Here is a 15719-nt window from a genome sequence, read left to right as displayed (position 1 = left end):
TGTAGCAAATTAGTTAACCCGTTTTTTATTTTTCAAAATGTACAATTCATCACAATTTATTTTCTTTTTAAACCTAATTATTGAAATCAATAATAGGCATGTTGTGCGTCCCGTTTTCCGTCGTCGCCCTTAGGGTGTACTTCTATTTATAGAACTTAGGTGAGTCCGGTTCTGCTTTTAAAACCAAATTCCTGTAAAAATCAGGAATCTCTTAAAACAAAAATTATCACATTTTTTAATTAAAAATTCAATTACAATGGAAATTGTTATTGCAAATAAATCACATAGTATTTACGCAGATATTATTTGCGAAACCATTGCAGATGCTGCGCAAGTAAGAGGTACTGGTATTGCAAAACGTAAACCGGAATACATTATTACCAAAATGGAAAATGGTAATGCTGTTATTGCTTTAGATGGCGATAAATTTGCAGGTTTTTGCTATATCGAACAATGGAGTCATGGAAAATTCGTGGCAAACTCAGGATTAATAGTACATCCAGATTATAGAAATATTGGTCTTGCCAAACAGATAAAGCAAAAGGTGTTTAAACATTCCAGAGAAAAATTTCCGGATGCAAAAATATTCAGTATCACCACAGGTTTAGCAGTCATGAAAATGAATAGCGACTTAGGCTATAAACCAGTAACATTTTCAGAGTTAACTACAGATCAAACTTTCTGGAATGGTTGTCAAACCTGCAAAAACTACGATGTTTTACAGCGTACAGAGCAAAAAATGTGTTTGTGTACAGGTATGCTGTACAATCCTTCAAAAGAAGTAAAACAAACGCACGAACACAAATACGATAAAAAAGTGTGGACCAGATTAAAAAATATCAAGCAATCCATGTTCCTAAAAAAAGATAAAAATGAAAAATAAAGGCAAATTAGTAATAGCATATAGTGGTGGATTAGACACATCCTATTGCGCTGTGAGTTTAAGTAATGCAGGATATGATGTGCACGCAGTAAGTGTTAATACTGGTGGTTTTACAGTTGAAGAAATAAAAACTATTGAAGCGAATGCTTATAAAATGGGAGTGTCAACGTACAAAAATATTGACGCTATTTCTTCTTATTATCAAAAAGTGATTAAGTATTTAATCTTCGGAAATGTTTTGAAGAACAACACCTATCCGTTATCTGTAAGTGCCGAACGTATCATTCAAGCTATCGAAATTATCGAATATGCAAAAAGTATTGATGCCGAATATATCGCACACGGAAGCACAGGAGCAGGAAACGACCAAGTGCGATTTGATATGATTTTTCAAACCTTAGCACCACATATACAGATTATCACACCAATTAGAGACGGAAGTTTAACTAGACAACAAGAAATAAATTACCTTAAAGAAAACGGAATTGATATGTCTTGGGAAAAAGCAAAATACTCGGTTAACAAAGGACTTTGGGGAACCAGTGTTGGAGGCTCAGAAACCTTAACTTCCGATAAACCTTTACCAGATTCAGCCTACCCATCACAATTAAAACATGCAAAAGAAGAGAAAGTAAAGTTAACCTTTTTAAAAGGAGAATTAGTTGCTGTTAACGGAATCGAAAACAATCCAGAAGTAAATATTGAAGTACTAAATAATTTGGCTTCGGCTTATGCGATTGGTAGAGATATACATGTTGGAGATACAATTGTTGGTATTAAAGGTCGTGTTGGTTTTGAAGCTGCAGGTGCTTTGGTAACTTTAAAAGCACATCATTTATTAGAAAAACACACGCTTACCAAATGGCAATTACAACACAAAGAATATTTGTCAAGTTTCTATGGAATGCATCTGCACGAAGGACAATATTTAGATCCAGTAATGCGCGACATGGAAGCCTTTTTACAAAGCAGTCAAGATAAAGTTTCGGGAGATGTTTTTGTAACGTTGAAACCGTATCATTTTAATTTAGATGGAATTTCTTCCAAACACGATTTAATGCAAGCAAAGTTTGGAAGTTATGGCGAAGAAAATAAAGGATGGACAGCTGAAGAAGCTAAAGGGTTTATCAAAATTGTAGGGAATCAGAACAAAATCTATCAACAAGTAAACTCATAAGGATTAATTGTTATTCTGAGTGTCACACTGAGCGCAGTCGAAGTGCAAAACGAAGAATCTCTAAGTATAAGAATCAAAATGAAAAAATTACAAATAGGAATCATTGGAGGTGCAGGTTATACAGCTGGAGAACTTATTAGATTGTTGTTAAATCATCCAAAAGCAAACATCAATTTTATTTATAGTACATCCAATGCTGGTAACAAAATCAGTAAAATACACCAAGATCTAATTGGTAGCACAGATTTAGTTTTTACTAATAAAATTAATTCTGAAGTTGATGTATTATTCTTGTGTTTAGGTCACGGAAATTCTAAAGCATTTTTAGAGAATAATAGCTTTTCAGATAACACTAAAATCATCGATTTAAGTAACGATTTCAGGTTAAAAAAGGATGAAATATTTAATGGTAAAACTTTTATATACGGTTTGCCAGAATTAAATAAAGAGGCCATTAAAAAAGCCAATTATATTGCAAATCCAGGTTGTTTTGCAACAGCTATTCAATTAGCGTTATTGCCTTTAGCTAAAGCTGAAGTATTGCAAAACGATGTGCATATTAATGCAGTAACTGGTGCAACTGGAGCAGGAACATCCTTATCAGCAACCACACATTTTACGTGGCGAGATAATAATTTTTCACACTATAAAGCTTTTGCACACCAGCATTTAGGCGAGATTAATCAATCAGTAAAATTATTGCAATCTAACTTCAATTCGGATATTAATTTCGTGCCAAATCGAGGCAATTTTTCAAGAGGCATTTTTGCAACCATGTATACTAAGTTTAAAGGAAGCCTGGAAGACGCAAAAGCATTGTATAGCGAATTTTATAAAGATGCTACGTTTACTATAATTTCAGAAGAAGAAATTCATTTAAAACAAGTAGTAAATACCAATAAATGCATTCTTCATTTGCATAAATATGAAGACAAATTATTAGTGACAAGCATCATCGATAATTTATTAAAAGGCGCTTCCGGACAAGCCATTCAAAACATGAATTTAATGTATGGTTTTGAAGAAGCAGAAGGATTAAAATTGAAAGCAACATATTTTTAGAGTTTGAGTAAGCACTAATTACTAACTACTAAAAACTAACAACTTTATTATGAAAATAGCAATTATAGGAACAGGTAACTTAGGAAAATCCATCGCTAAAGGATTGATAACCAACAACGCCATTACCAGTTTGTATTTAACCAAACGAAACTTAGAAGACATTCAAGAATTTGAGGGTTATAAAAATGTGTATTTAACAACAGATAACGCTGAAGCGGTAAAGCAATCTGACATTTTAATTTTTGCGGTACAACCTTCTCATTTTGAGAATATTTTAAATGAAATACAACCACATCTAACCGATAAACATGTCATTATTTCAACCATTACAGGCTTTTTAATTCCTAAAATTGAAGCACAAGTTGGTGCAGATAAATTTATCATTCGTGCAATGCCAAATACAGCAATTGCAGTTGGTAAATCGATGACCTGTTTGTGTAGTAACGAGCAAGGTGAAAAACGCATTAAAATCGCTCAAGCTATTTTTAACCGTTTGGGACATTCGTTAGTGATTCCAGAAACGCAAATGCAAGCAGCCACTGTGGTTTGTGCCAGCGGAATTGCATTTTGGATGCGACTGATTCGTGCAACCACTCAAGCAGCCATCCAATTAGGATTTGATGCCAAAGAAGCACAAGAATTAGCCATGCATACTTGCGAAGGAGCTGCCAATTTATTAATCACTAATGGTGATCATCCGGAAGAAGAAATTGACAGAGTAACCACGCCAAAAGGCTGTACAATTGAAGGGTTAAACGAAATGGAACACAAAGGATTAAGCTCGTCTTTAATTCAAGGTATGGTGGCTTCATTCAACAAAATCAACAATATCAAAAAAGAACAGATATAAAAAAAGGTGTCATTCAGAAGGAAATATGACTAAAGAATCTAATTAAATGAAAAGATTCTTCGCTTCGCTCTGAATAACAAAAAAAGAACAAATATGAGCTTATTTAATGTTTATCCATTATTCGATATTACTCCTGTAAAGGCTAAAGATGTCTTTGTTTTTGATGAAAACAACACCAAATATTTAGATTTATATGGTGGACATGCAGTGATATCTATTGGTCATTCGCATCCTAAATATGTGGCTGCTATTTCAGAGCAAGTGTCTAAATTAGGGTTTTATAGCAATTCGATTCAAAATCCGTTACAAGTACAATTAGCAGACAAACTTGAGCAATTATCAGGTTGTAAAGATTACGACTTGTTTTTATGTAATTCAGGAGCAGAAGCTAATGAGAATGCGTTGAAATTAGCCTCTTTTCACAATGGAAAGAAAAAAGTAGTCGCTTTTAAAAATTCGTTTCATGGTCGTACTTCTGCAGCAGTTGCAGCAACAGATAATCCTAAAATTATTGCGCCAATAAATGCGCAACAAGAGGTTGAGATTTTAGCTTTAGGCGATTTAGAGTCGTTAGAAAAAGCATTAGCAAAAAACGATGTTTGCGCAGTAATTATAGAGTGCATTCAAGGCGTTGGTGGATTAGATGAAAGCACTGCAACGTTCTATGAAGGTGTTGATGCATTGTGTAAAAGGTACAACACCTGCTTTATCGCAGATGAGGTACAATCTGGTTTTGGAAGAACTGGCGATTTCTTTGCGTTTCAGAAATATAAGGTGACGCCAGATATTATTTCCATTGCAAAAGGAATGGGAAATGGTTTCCCAATAGGAGGGATTTTAATTCATCCTAATATCAAAGCTTCTTTTGGTTTATTAGGAACCACATTTGGAGGAAACCATTTGGCATGTGTTGCATCATTAACGGTTTTAGAAGTTATTGAAGAAGAACAACTTATGCAAAATGCAAAAGAGATTTCTACTTATTTTATAGAGAAAGCAAAAGAAATTACAGCTATAAAAAAGATAAAAGGAAGAGGTTTGATGTTAGGATTAGAATTCGATTTTCCAATTGCTGAGCTTCGTAAAAAGCTAATTTTCGACCATAAAATATTTACAGGAAGCGCTAAAAACCCCAATTTAATTAGAATTCTTCCGCCTTTAACCATTAAAAAAGAACATGTCGATTTGTTTTTTGAGGCTTTAAAAAGTGAATTAAAAAAGATAACAACTTAAACCTCTCGACTGCGCTCGAGGAGACTAAACACTGTCTGGTCGAGCGCAGTCGAGACCTATTTAATATGAAAAAATACACCAAAATAAAAGATATTTCAAACCTTCAAGACACTATAAAGGATGCTATTTTATTAAAAATGAATCCGTTTGAGTTTCAAGACTTAGGAAAGCACAAAACCTTAGTCATGCTGTTTTTTAATTCCAGTTTACGTACTCGATTAAGCACCGAAAAAGCAGCAAAACACTTAGGAATGGATGTCATGATTTTAAACGTCAATGATGCATGGAATTTAGAGTTTGAAGACGGAACCATCATGAATGCAAGCACCTCGGAGCACATTAAGGAAGCTGCGAAAGTCATTTCACAATACGCAGATGTGATTGCTGTGAGAGCGTTTCCGAGTTTAACAGATAAGCAAAAAGATGAAAGTGAACTTGTAATGAATAGCTTTGTAAAATATGCAACCGTGCCAATAATTAATATGGAAAGCGCAACAGCACATCCTTTACAAGCGTTGGCAGATGCAATTACTATTACAGAGCTAACCGAAAAATCAAAACCAAAAGTGGTGTTGTCCTGGGCGCCACACCCAAAAGCCTTACCACAAGCAGTTGCGAATTCGTTTATAGAAATGATGCAACAAATGGATGTCGATTTAACCATTACACACCCTGAGGGTTATGAATTAAGTGAAGCAATCACGAAAAACACACCAATAAGTCACAATCAAGAGGAGGCTTTAAAAGATGCCGATTTTGTATACGTCAAAAACTGGAGTAATTATAAAGACTACGGAAAAGTGCTTAGTCAGGACGAGAATTGGATGATGACCAAAGCTAAGCTTGGCAATGCCAAATTTATGCATTGCTTACCTGTAAGACGTAATGTTGTGGTGGAAGATGCTGTTTTAGATGGTGAAAATTCAGTTGTAATTCAGCAAGCAAATAATAGAACATATGCAGCGCAAATTGTACTGAAGCAAATTTTGGAAGAATTATAAAAAAAGTCTTCGATAAGCTCAGACTGACAAATAGTATCTAAATGTCACACTGAGCTTGTCTAAGTGATTATAAGAATATGAAAACATTAAAAATCATAAAAATAGGAGGAAATATCATCGATAACGAAGCAGCATTGCAACAGTTTTTAAGTGATTTTTCGACAATAACCACTCCTAAAATCTTAGTGCATGGAGGCGGAAAATTAGCCACAAAATTAGCACAGCAAATGCAAGTGGACGTTAAAATGGTGGATGGCAGACGCATTACAGATCAAGAGACTTTAGATATTATCACTATGGTGTATGCTGGAAAAATCAATAAAAATATAGTAGCGCAATTACAAGCAAATAACTGCAATGCAATTGGGTTTTCAGGAGCAGATGGCAACACGATAGTTTCAGATTTAAGACCATCAAAACCTATCGATTATGGATTTGCTGGAGACGTCAAAAAGGTAAATACTGAAACGTTAGAAATTCTTTTAAATAACGAAATTACACCTGTGTTTTGCGCGATTACTCATGATAAAAATGGACAATTACTGAACACAAATGCAGATACCATTGCTTCAGAATTAGCCATAGGATTTGCAAGTAAATATAACACCGAATTGTATTATTGCTTCGAAAAAAATGGTGTTTTAAAAAATGTAAATAATGACCATTCTGTTATCGAAAACATAAACACAGAATCGTATAAAACATTAGTAGAAAACAAAGTGATTTTTGAAGGTATGTTGCCAAAATTAAACAACTGTTTTCATGCTATAAATCATCAAGTGCAGAAAGTGTGTATTGGTAAATCAGACATGCTTTTCGATAAAAATATTAAACACACAACCATTACCAAATGATAGAAAGATTAACAACAAGAGCTATTGCTTTGTTAAAGCAACTCATAGAAACGCAGTCGTTTTCTTCGGAAGAAGATCAGACAGCACTTCATATTGAGCAATGGTTTAACCAACAAGATATTCCTTATCAAAGAACTAAAAATAATGTGTGGGCAACCAATAAATATTTTGACGACAGCAAACCAACATTATTATTAAACTCGCATCACGACACAGTAAAACCAAATAATGGGTACACCAAAGATCCATTCAAGGCTATTGTAGAAGACGGGAAATTATATGGTTTAGGAAGCAATGATGCTGGTGGTTGTTTGGTGAGTTTATTAGCAACATTCGCCTATTTCTATAATAGAGAAAACTTAAATTTCAATCTGGTTATTGTCGCTTCCGCAGAAGAAGAAAGTAGTGGTCCAAACGGTTTAAATAGTATGTTAAGTGTGATTCCAAAAATTGATGTCGCTATTGTTGGAGAACCAACCTTAATGCACTTAGCAGTTGCCGAAAAAGGCTTAGTCGTGTTTGATGCAATTGTAAAAGGAACACCAAGTCATGCTGCGCATCCAAATAACGATAATGCCATTTATAATACCATTCCAGTTTTAGAATGGTTTAAAAATTACACATTTAGTAAAACCTCAGAAGCTTTAGGTGATGTGAAATTAACCGTTACACAAATCAATGCAGGAAAACAACATAACGCAGTGCCTGCAGATGTAAAATTGGTAATAGATGTTCGTGTAAACGATAAATATACCAACCAAGACATCGTCGATATTTTGCAAAAGGAAGCACCTTGTGATAGTATAATTCCACGAAGTATTAAATTAAATTCGTCTTCCATTCCTATCGATCATCCATTGGTAATTGCAGGAATAGAAATTGGCAGAAGCACCTACGGTTCGCCAACCTTGTCAGACCAAGCTGTGTTGACTTGTCCGTCTTTAAAATTAGGTCCAGGTGATAGCACTCGATCGCATTCTGCAGATGAATTTATTTATGTAAATGAGATTGAAGAAGGTATTAAAATATATATTGAATTATTAGAAAAAGTATTGTAGCAAACGTCATAACGAGGAAGAATGACGAAGTTATCACACCATGAGATTGCTTCATTTCATTCGCAATGACAATAAAAAATGAAATTATGAAACTCTGGGATAAAGGAATTAGCATCGATAAAAAAATAGAACAATTTACTGTTGGAAACGACAGAGAAATTGACTTGCATATTGCAAAATATGATGTGCAAGCATCCTTAGCACATGCTATTATGTTGGAGTCGATTGGCATCATTTCTTTGGAAGAATTGCAGCAACTAAAAATTGGCTTACAAGCTATTGCTGAAACCATTGAAAACGGAACTTTTGTTATTGAAGCATCGTTTGAAGATGTACATTCTAAAATAGAATACGAACTCACAAAAACCTTAGGAGACGTCGGAAAAAAAATACACACAGCACGATCAAGAAACGATCAAGTTTTAGTGGCACTTCAGCTTTATTATAAAGACAACTTAAGGTTGATTAATGAAAAAACTGAAGTCTTTTTCAATACGTTGTTAACATTATCCGAAACCCATAAAGACGTTTTCCTTCCGGGTTACACACATTTGCAAGTGGCTATGCCTTCCTCTTTCGGATTATGGTTTTCTGCTTACGCTGAGGTTTTAATTGACGATGTGTATTTACTAAACGCAGCATTAAAAACGGTTGACCAAAACCCGTTAGGCTCTGCAGCAGGTTACGGAAGTTCATTTCCAATTGATAGAGAATTAACGACAAAAGAATTAAACTTCTCCACTTTGAAATACAACGTGGTTGCTGCACAAATGAGCAGAGGAAAAAGCGAACGAACTATTGCTTTAGCTTTAGGAAGTGTATGCAACACATTGGCACGTTTTGCAATGGATATTTGTGTGTATAATAGTCAGAATTTTGGATTTATAGCGTTTCCAGACGAGCTCACTACAGGAAGTAGCATCATGCCTCACAAAAAGAATCCTGATGTGTTTGAATTAATTAGAGGTAAAGCTAATAAAATTCAAGCCCTACATACTGAAATGGTGTTAATTACCAATAATTTACCAAGTGGTTACCATAGAGATTTTCAGTTGTTAAAAGAAAACATCATTGCTGCAATTGAAGATGTAAAAGATCTTTTAGATATTTTTAATTACGCCATTCAGCAAGTTATAGTAAAAGAGATTGACTTGAACGATGCCAAATATCAATACCTTTTTACGGTTGACAATATTAATACTTTGGTGGTAGAAGGGATGCCATTTAGAGAAGCGTATCAAAAAATTGGAAGCGAAGTTGAAAACGGAACCTATAAACCAGATACTTCAAAACAACATACACATGTTGGGAGTATTGGTAATTTGTGTTTAAAGGAAATACGAGAAAAGTTTCCAAAGTAAAAAGTTACAAAATATGAGATTGTCAGTTTGAGCGCAGTCGAAAACCTAAGAATTTATCTTTTTAAAGCATTTCGACTGCGCTCAATGTGACATTAGATTATAGCTCTACTGTTTTCTATTTAGCCATAAGATTTCTACCAATGCAGGAATTTATTACACCCTTGGTAAATCACTATCATCCTTTAAAGGCAAGCTTGATTCTCCCATTAAGTAGGTATCTACATGATGAGCTGCTTGTCTTCCTTCAGAAATTGCCCAAACAATTAACGATTGTCCACGACGCATATCTCCAGCAGCAAAAACACCAGGAACGTTAGTTGCGTAATCTTTGGTTGACGCTTCGATATTGGTTCTAAAATCCATATTTAAACCAAACTGGTCTGCTAATGTTTTTTCGGCTCCTGTAAATCCTAAAGCCAATAAGGCTAAGTCGCATTTCCATTCTTTTTCTGTGCCTTCAATTTCTTTAAGTTGTGGTCGTTCTCCTGGTTTGAAAATCCATTCAACTTCCACGGTTTTTAATCCTTTTAAGTTTCCTTTTTGGTCTCCAATAAACTCTTTTGTTGAAATACTAAAAAAACGTTCCACACCTTCTTGGTGTGATGAGGTCGTTTTTAACTTCATTGGCCAATAGGGCCAAGGTTGGTGTACTGGACGACCTTCGGTTGGTTTGCTTAAGATTTCAAAATTAGTAACCGATGTTGCGCCATGACGATTAGAAGTTCCTATACAATCACTTCCTGTATCTCCTCCACCAATTACAATTACATTTTTGCCTTCTGCAGAAATTACATCCTTAAAATCAACTAATCCATCTACATATTGGTTGTTTAGTTTTAAAAAATCCATTGCTTGGGTGACACCTTTTAAATCGGCTCCAGGAATTGGAATATGTCGTCTAACGGTTGCTCCACCACATAAAACAACAGCATCAAAGTCAGCTTTAAGTTTGTTAGCATCGACATTTTCTCCAACATGTGCGTTGGTTTTAAATACGATGCCTTCATCTTCTAAAACTTTAATACGTCTGTCAATCACATGTTTTTCCATTTTAAAATCTGGAATTCCGTAGCGTAATAATCCACCCACTTTTTCGTCACGTTCAAAAACAGTAACCGTATGTCCAGCTCTATTTAATTGTTGTGCAGCTGCTAATCCAGCAGGTCCAGAACCAATTACTGCAACTGTTTTTTTGGTTCTTACTTTTGGTGGTTTTGCAGTAATCCAACCTTCTTTGAAAGCAGTTTCAACAATATTTTTTTCAATGTTTTCAATAGTTACTGGGTCTTCATTAATACCTAAAACGCAAGCCTCTTCACAAGGAGCAGGACATAAACGACCTGTAAACTCTGGGAAGTTGTTGGTTTTGTGTAAAATTTCGGCAGCTTCTTTCCATTTGCCTTTATAGACTTTATCGTTAAAATCTGGAATTAAATTACCAAGAGGACAACCACTATGGCAAAACGGAATTCCGCAATCCATACAGCGTGCACCTTGATCTTTAAGTTTTTCTTCTTTTAACGGAACTGTAAATTCTTTATAATGTTCAATTCGTTTTTTTGGCTCAATGTAACTCTCGTCTTGGCGCTCATATTCTAAAAATCCTGTTATCTTTCCCATAATTTACGCTAATTCTAATTCTTCTTTTTCTAATCGTTCTAAAGCTTGTCTGTATTCTTCTGGCAACACTTTTTTAAACTTAGTCAAGCTGTTCTTCCAATTATCTAAAAGACGTCTTGCTAACGGGCTTCCTGTTGCTATATAGTGGTTTTCAATAAGCTGTTCTAATTGTAATTGATCTTCAACATTTTCAATAGGATCGATATTTAAATCTTCAGAATTACAGTGTTGTATAAACGTATCATTTTCATCTAAAACATAAGCAATTCCGCCACTCATTCCTGCTCCAAAATTTCGCCCAACAGCACCAAGAATAACAGCCACACCACCAGTCATATATTCGCAACCATGATCTCCAATACCTTCTACTACTGCTTTTGCACCAGAATTTCTCACACAAAAACGTTCGCCTGCTTTTCCATTGATGTAGACTTCTCCGGAAGTTGCACCATATAATGTCACGTTTCCTGTAATGATGTTGTCCTCAGGGACAATCGTGCATTTTTCCGGTACTTTAATAATTAATTTGGCTCCAGATAATCCTTTTCCTAAGTAATCGTTGGTGTTTCCGTGAACAGTAAACTTTAAACCTTTGGTTGCAAATGCACCAAAACTTTGACCAGCAGAACCACTAAATTCAATATCTATAGTATCTTCTGGTAAACCATCTGCACCATAAATTTTAGAAATTTCGTTACTTACAATTGCGCCAACAGCGCGATCGATATTTGTAATTGGTAGTTCTAAATGTGTTTTTTGTCTTCGGAATAAAGCCTGATGTGCTTGCTTGATAATCTTAAAATCTAAGTGCACATTTAAGTTATGGTCTTGACAGTAGGTATTAAATAATTTTACATCTTCTGAAACTTCAACTTTATGAAGAATTGGTGTTAAGTCAATACCTGAAGATTTGTAATGGTCAATCGCTTTATTTCTGTTTAGTTTTTGGGATTGACCAACCATTTCATTAATGGTTCTAAATCCTAATTTAGCCATAATCTCACGCAATTCCTGAGCAACAAAATACATGTAGTTAACCACGTGTTCTGGTTTGCCTTTAAACTTTTTACGCAGTTCTGGGTTTTGTGTTGCAATCCCAACTGGACACGTATTTAGATGGCAAACACGCATCATAATACAACCCGAAGCTACTAAAGGTGCGGTTGCAAAACCAAATTCTTCTGCTCCTAATAAACACGCAATCGCGACATCACGTCCTGTTTTTAACTGTCCGTCGCATTCTAAAACCACACGATTTCTAAGATCGTTCATCACTAAAGTTTGTTGTGCTTCTGCAATACCAAGTTCCCATGGTAATCCTGCGTGACGTAAGGAGGTTAAAGGTGATGCTCCAGTACCACCATCAAAACCAGAGACTAAAATCACGTCTGCTTTTGCTTTGGCAACTCCTGCTGCTACAGTACCAACACCAACTTCCGATACTAATTTTACATTAATTCTGGCTTCTCTGTTAGCACATTTTACATCATATATTAATTGTGATAAATCTTCAATAGAATAAATATCGTGATGTGGTGGAGGCGAAATCAATCCGACATAAGGTGTAGAGTTTCTGGTTTTTGCTATCTCCCGATTGACTTTTGGTCCTGGTAATTGTCCACCTTCACCAGGCTTTGCACCTTGAGCTATTTTTATTTGAATTTCGTTTGCACTTGTTAAGTAATTTGATGTTACTCCAAAACGACCAGATGCTACTTGTTTAATTGCTGAATTTTTCCAGTCGCCTTGTGAAGATTTATAAAAACGTTCTTGATCTTCGCCACCTTCTCCAGAATTAGATTTTCCTCCAATTCTATTCATAGCTACTGCTAAATTTTCGTGAGCTTCTTTACTAATAGAACCATAAGACATCGCCCCAGTTTTAAAACGCTTTACAATCTCAGTCCAAGGTTCTACTTCATCAATTGGAATAGGGTCAAATTGATCAAATTCAAACAACCCTCTAATAGTCATTAAGTTTTTAGATTGGTTATTTACCAATTCCGAATATTCCTTAAAGGTAGAGGCTTTATTAGTTCTTACCGATTCTTGAAGTTTAGCAACTGTTAACGGGTTAAACATGTGTTTTTCTTGTCCACGTCTCCATCTATAATCACCTCCAACTTCAATAGCGGGTTCTATATTTTTATGAAATGCTTTTTTATGACGTTTTACTATTTCTTGCTCAATTTCTCTTAATCCAATACCTTGAATTCTAGTAGTTGTATTTGGGAAATATTTTTCAACCGTTGCTGAGTTAATTCCAATACATTCGAATAATTGAGATCCTCTGTAAGAATTTAAAGTTGAAATTCCGATTTTGTTCATCACTTTCAGAATACCTTTTCCAACTGCTTTGTTGTAATTTTTAATAGCAGTTAAATACTCTAAATCGGTAACATCTTTATTATTGATTTGCTTCTGAACAATTTCATTAACAATATATGGGTTTACAGCACTTGCTCCGTAACCAAAAAGTAAAGCAAAGTGATGTACTTCTCTAGGCTCAGCAGATTCAATAATTAAACTGATTTTTGAACGTTTTTTTAATTTATGAAGCGCATGATTTACGTAAGAACAAGCTAATAGTGCAGGAATTGGTGCGTGGTTTTCATCCACAAATCTGTCTGATAAAATAATAATGTTAGCACCTTCGTCAATCGCTTTAGAGGCTTTAGTGACTAAGTTTTCTAGAGCTACTTCCAATTCATTTAATCCTCGATTAACTTCGTATAACATCGAAATAGATTCGACTTTAAAATCTGGATTAGTATCGTAGTTTTTAATCTTATCTAAATCGTGTTTAGAGATGACAGGATTCTGTATTTTTAGTTTTTTACAATGCTCTGCATTAATATCAAATAGGTTGACATCGCTACCTAAAGTTAAGCTTATATCTGTAATTAATTCTTCACGAATACCATCTAAAGGCGGATTAGTAACTTGAGCAAATAACTGTTTAAAATAGTTATACACCAGTTGAGGTCTTTCAGATAAAATTGCAATAGGCGCATCACTTCCCATAGAACCAATTGGCTCTTTTCCTAATTGCGCCATCGGACGAATAATGGTGTTTAAATCTTCCTCAGTATACCCAAAAACAACTTCACGTTTTGATAACTCAATTTCGTCATGCTGTATAGGTCCTTTTTTAGCTTCAATATCTCTAAGGTGTACTAAATTTTCAGTTAACCATTGTCTATAGGGATGTTTTGATGCAATTTCTTCTTTTATTTCTTCGTCATTAACAATTCTGCCTTCATTCATGTTAACCAGAAACATTTTACCAGGTTCTAAACGACCATGATACTCAACGTTTTCAGGTTTAATATCTACTACTCCAGTTTCTGAAGACATGATTACGTTTCCAGATTTTGTAACAGTATACCTTGAAGGACGTAAACCATTACGGTCTAATACAGCACCAATAAAATTACCATCTGTAAATGGTATGGAAGCTGGTCCATCCCAAGGTTCCATAAGGCAAGAATTATACTCATAAAACGCTTTTTTGGCATCAGACATGTTTGGATTTTTCTCCCATGCTTCAGGGACAAGCATCATCATAGCTTCTGGAAGTGATCTGCCAGTCATTAATAATAATTCTACAACCATATCTAAGGTTGCCGAATCTGATTTTCCTTTTAAAACAGTTGGAATTATCTTTTTTATGTCGTCACCAAACAATGGGCTTTCCATGATTTCTTCACGAGAAAACATTCGAGACACATTACCTCTAACGGTATTAATTTCACCATTATGGCAGATGTATCTAAACGGTTGCGCTAAATCCCAAGTAGGGAAGGTATTGGTAGAAAAACGTTGATGTACTAACGCTAAACGTGTATCTAATGCCGAATTAAACAAGTCTAAATAATACTCGTTAATATGTTCTGGCATTAATAAGCCTTTAAAAATGATAATTTTTGTGGACAGACTTGGAAGATAGAAGAATTTAGATTCTGATAATTTAGAACCATATATAATATGTTCTGCAATCTTACGTGCAGCAAAAAGTTTTAAGTTAAATTCTCTTTCGGTTTGTTGGTCGTTTGCTTTACCTATAAAAATTTGCTTAACAAAAGGCTCTGTGACTTTAGCAATTTCACCTAAAACGTCACTATTAACAGGGACATCTCTCCAGCCAATCAATTTTAACCCTTGGTTTTCAATTTCTTTTTCAAATACATCAATACAATATTGACGCTGATTTTCTTTTTTAGGCAGAAACACATTACTTACAGCATAGTCTCCAGCTTCAGGTAAATCAAATTCGCAAAAAATCTTAAAAAATTTATGTGGAATATCAATTAAAATACCTGCACCATCACCTGTAACTCCATCTGCACTTACTGCACCACGATGCTCTAATTTCACTAAAATTTCTAACGCTTTATGTATAATATCGTTAGAACGTTTTCCTGTTAAACTACAGATAAAACCAGCACCACAATTATCGTGTTCATATTCTGGTAAATACAGTCCTTGTTTTTTTAGCATAACTCTTCAATTTTTAAGGCATTTTACCACCTTATTTAGCTTCTAATATATATGCTAATGTTTGATAATGAAAACGTTCCGTTCACTTTTTCGAAATTCTGAATGAGACAGGTTTAAAAT

Annotated in this window: 11 protein-coding genes; 9 read left to right on the top strand and 2 right to left on the bottom strand. The window is 34.7% G+C overall.

Features of this window, described 5'->3' with window-relative positions; genetic code table 11:
• The first annotated feature begins 256 nt into the window (after positions 1 to 256).
• The 9 genes from LY08_RS00375 (at position 257) to argH (ending at position 9479) form a co-directional block, all read left to right on the top strand.
• Positions 257 to 883 (top strand): GNAT family N-acetyltransferase, encoded by a 627-nt coding sequence (locus LY08_RS00375; RefSeq protein ID WP_111658451.1) that lies wholly within the window; start codon positions 257 to 259, stop codon positions 881 to 883.
• Positions 873 to 2060 (top strand): argininosuccinate synthase, encoded by a 1188-nt coding sequence (locus tag LY08_RS00370; protein WP_111658450.1) that lies wholly within the window; start codon positions 873 to 875, stop codon positions 2058 to 2060. Before LY08_RS00375 ends, LY08_RS00370 begins: the two co-directional genes overlap by 11 nt.
• A 78-nt stretch (positions 2061 to 2138) precedes the next feature.
• Entirely contained in the window at positions 2139 to 3122 is a 984-nt protein-coding gene (argC, locus tag LY08_RS00365; protein WP_111658876.1) for an N-acetyl-gamma-glutamyl-phosphate reductase, read from the top strand.
• A gap of 49 nt (positions 3123 to 3171) precedes the next feature.
• Positions 3172 to 3972: a pyrroline-5-carboxylate reductase gene (proC, locus tag LY08_RS00360; protein ID WP_111658449.1), complete on the top strand. Its 801-nt coding sequence runs from the start codon at positions 3172 to 3174 to the stop codon at positions 3970 to 3972.
• A gap of 93 nt (positions 3973 to 4065) precedes the next feature.
• Positions 4066 to 5205: an aspartate aminotransferase family protein gene (locus tag LY08_RS00355; protein ID WP_111658448.1), complete on the top strand. Its 1140-nt coding sequence runs from the start codon at positions 4066 to 4068 to the stop codon at positions 5203 to 5205.
• 65 nt (positions 5206 to 5270) lie between these two features.
• On the top strand, positions 5271 to 6206 hold the full coding sequence (locus LY08_RS00350; protein ID WP_111658447.1) for an N-acetylornithine carbamoyltransferase: 936 nt from the start codon (positions 5271 to 5273) through the stop codon (positions 6204 to 6206).
• Between the two features lie 77 nt (positions 6207 to 6283).
• The gene (gene argB, locus LY08_RS00345) at positions 6284 to 7060 is read left to right on the top strand and encodes an acetylglutamate kinase (protein ID WP_111658446.1); all 777 of its coding nucleotides are present in this window, start codon (positions 6284 to 6286) and stop codon (positions 7058 to 7060) included.
• Complete coding sequence (locus LY08_RS00340) at positions 7057 to 8118, top strand: M20 family metallo-hydrolase (RefSeq protein WP_111658445.1); 1062 nt, start codon at positions 7057 to 7059, stop codon at positions 8116 to 8118. The genes argB and LY08_RS00340 overlap by 4 nt, the downstream gene beginning before the upstream one ends.
• 86 nt (positions 8119 to 8204) lie before the next feature.
• The gene (argH, locus tag LY08_RS00335; protein WP_111658444.1) at positions 8205 to 9479 is read left to right on the top strand and encodes an argininosuccinate lyase; all 1275 of its coding nucleotides are present in this window, start codon (positions 8205 to 8207) and stop codon (positions 9477 to 9479) included.
• A gap of 153 nt (positions 9480 to 9632) precedes the next feature.
• On the opposite strand, the gene LY08_RS00330 is transcribed toward argH, so the two are convergent.
• Together LY08_RS00330 and gltB are read right to left on the bottom strand one after the other, a co-directional pair.
• Entirely contained in the window at positions 9633 to 11099 is a 1467-nt protein-coding gene (locus LY08_RS00330; RefSeq protein WP_111658443.1) for a glutamate synthase subunit beta, read from the bottom strand.
• Between the two features lie 3 nt (positions 11100 to 11102).
• The gene (gene gltB, locus LY08_RS00325) at positions 11103 to 15599 is read right to left on the bottom strand and encodes a glutamate synthase large subunit (RefSeq protein WP_111658442.1); all 4497 of its coding nucleotides are present in this window, start codon (positions 15597 to 15599) and stop codon (positions 11103 to 11105) included.
• Between the last annotated feature and the right edge of the window lie 120 nt (positions 15600 to 15719).

Origin of the sequence: Olleya aquimaris (assembly GCF_003259525.1) — a bacterium.
GTDB classification, from domain to species: Bacteria; Bacteroidota; Bacteroidia; order Flavobacteriales; family Flavobacteriaceae; genus Olleya; species Olleya aquimaris.
The sequence above is the reverse complement of the archived record's forward strand: the minus strand, read 5'-3'. Positions and strand labels throughout refer to the sequence as shown.

What these genes read in the sequence shown, in the direction of transcription:
- proC (WP_111658449.1), top strand. Translation starts at nt 3,172, where the DNA reads ATGAAAATAGCAATTATAGGAACAGGTAACTTAGGAAAATCCATCGCT.
- LY08_RS00355 (WP_111658448.1), top strand. Translation starts at nt 4,066, where the DNA reads ATGAGCTTATTTAATGTTTATCCATTATTCGATATTACTCCTGTAAAG.
- gltB (WP_111658442.1), bottom strand. Translation starts at nt 15,599, where the DNA reads ATGCTAAAAAAACAAGGACTGTATTTACCAGAATATGAACACGATAAT.
- argB (WP_111658446.1), top strand. Translation starts at nt 6,284, where the DNA reads ATGAAAACATTAAAAATCATAAAAATAGGAGGAAATATCATCGATAAC.
- LY08_RS00370 (WP_111658450.1), top strand. Translation starts at nt 873, where the DNA reads ATGAAAAATAAAGGCAAATTAGTAATAGCATATAGTGGTGGATTAGAC.
- argC (WP_111658876.1), top strand. Translation starts at nt 2,139, where the DNA reads ATGAAAAAATTACAAATAGGAATCATTGGAGGTGCAGGTTATACAGCT.
- LY08_RS00330 (WP_111658443.1), bottom strand. Translation starts at nt 11,099, where the DNA reads ATGGGAAAGATAACAGGATTTTTAGAATATGAGCGCCAAGACGAGAGT.
- LY08_RS00375 (WP_111658451.1), top strand. Translation starts at nt 257, where the DNA reads ATGGAAATTGTTATTGCAAATAAATCACATAGTATTTACGCAGATATT.
- LY08_RS00340 (WP_111658445.1), top strand. Translation starts at nt 7,057, where the DNA reads ATGATAGAAAGATTAACAACAAGAGCTATTGCTTTGTTAAAGCAACTC.
- LY08_RS00350 (WP_111658447.1), top strand. Translation starts at nt 5,271, where the DNA reads ATGAAAAAATACACCAAAATAAAAGATATTTCAAACCTTCAAGACACT.
- argH (WP_111658444.1), top strand. Translation starts at nt 8,205, where the DNA reads ATGAAACTCTGGGATAAAGGAATTAGCATCGATAAAAAAATAGAACAA.